This is a genomic window from Lysobacter enzymogenes (genome assembly GCF_017168095.1).
Taxonomy (GTDB): domain Bacteria; phylum Pseudomonadota; class Gammaproteobacteria; order Xanthomonadales; family Xanthomonadaceae; genus Lysobacter; species Lysobacter enzymogenes_D.
The window spans coordinates 1-1,547 of sequence record NZ_LXSD01000643.1 but is presented as its reverse complement, the minus strand read 5'-3'; the positions used below and the strand labels follow the sequence as shown (position 1 = coordinate 1,547).

Genomic DNA, 1,547 nt, shown 5'->3' with positions numbered 1-1,547 from the left:
GCCGCTGCCGCCGCGACCGCCTTGTCCGCCGCGCGCGACCAGCGCCAGCGGCCGGTCGGCCGGCGCGAGCACGAAATCGTTGATGTCGCCGCGCACGCGCACGGCGAGCAGTTTCGGATAGCGCTTCGTCCTGACGTAGGTCGCATAGACCTGCACCTGCGGCCCGTCGTAACCGTTGCCGCCGGGGCCGCCGTCTGCGCCCGCCGCGCCCTCGCCTCCGCGCTGGCCGCTGCCGCCGCTGCCGCCGGACGCGCCGTTGGAACCGTCCGTGCCGGCGCGGCCCGGCGCGCCGGGAACGCCGGCGCTGACGATGCAGCTGTAGTCCGCGTCGTAATGCCGGCGATCGCTCAATCCCGCACTGGGATGCAGCAGTTGGGTGACGATGGTGAAACCGCTGTCGACCGTGGCCAGGATGTCGGGATTGGGCTCGAACCAGCCCCACTCGTCGAACCGGCCCTGATCGCTGGAGAACGCGAAATTGGCGAAATCCAGCTTGCCGTTGCGGCGCATGCCCGGCACGCCGCGCCAGGTGTCGTAGGTCGCCGGCGCCGCCTGGCCCGGCAGTTGCGCCGACACCGCCACATGCATTTGCAGCGGCTGGCGCGGGCAGATCACCCGCGCGCCGGTGCCGATCTCGACTTCCATCGCATCGACCCGGGCTTGCTGCAACGACACGGTATTGACGCCGGCGATCGTGCGCACCGCGCTGCAGCCGTTCGATGCCAGTGCGGCGACGACCAAGGCGAGCGGCGCCAGCGCGCGGCGCACGACTGAAGACGCGGAGCTTGTGCGGTGCATGAAATCCATTTCGGCCAGCGCGTGGGTCGGTCGAAAGGCAGGCTCGCATTGCCGCCGTTAAAACCGTCTTAAACCCTGCCTCGGAGGCGGCGAGCCGCTCACCGCGTCGAAGCCGTGCGTAATGCGAGAGCGACACCGCGCGAGACCGCCGCGCCGCCGAGGCCGTCCGATACACGCCGTCCGATACGCGCCGTCCGATAGGCGCCGATCCCGGTGCGGCTTCACTGCATCGTTGCGTTCCAACGCTGCCGCGACGAGAGCGTCGCTGGCGCTGCATCGATCCCGAAAAGGCAGCCGCGTCCCTCGCAGCCTTCACCACTACAAGGGCTTCACTCCCGGCAAGGCACGGAACTGCGCCGCCACCTCGCCGGCCTGCATCCGGGCGAAACCGGCGCGCCCGCCGGGACCGCTCGGCCCGCTGCTGCCGTAGTCGCCCGAATGCCCATCGCGCCCCGAGCCCAGGCCACCGTGGCCGCCGTCGCCGCCGCTGCCGCCGGAACCGCCGCTGCCGCCGTCGCCGCCGAGCCCGCCGGACACGTCCATGCGCAACAGCCCGGCCAGCTCCGGAAAGCGGCGGTCGTAGATCAGTTCGATCTGGCCGCCGTCGCCGCCAACGCCGCCGGGCGCGCCGTAACCGCCATCGCCGCCGTCGCCGCCATCGCCGCCGTAACCGGCGCGGTTCTTGTCCTTGTCGCCGTCGTCGCCGCGGCCGCCATCGCCGCCGCGGCCGCCGCCACCGCCATCGCCGC

Annotated in this window: 1 protein-coding gene and 1 pseudogene; both read right to left on the bottom strand. The window is 72.3% G+C overall.

Features of this window, described 5'->3' with window-relative positions; all coding sequences use genetic code 11:
- Positions 1 to 798, bottom strand: a pseudogene (locus tag A7A76_RS24730) (hypothetical protein); the annotation flags it as partial.
- Between the two features lie 318 nt (positions 799 to 1,116).
- Positions 1,117 to 1,547 (bottom strand): hypothetical protein (locus A7A76_RS26000; RefSeq protein WP_206413811.1); only part of this gene is annotated, 431 nt, incomplete at its 5' end.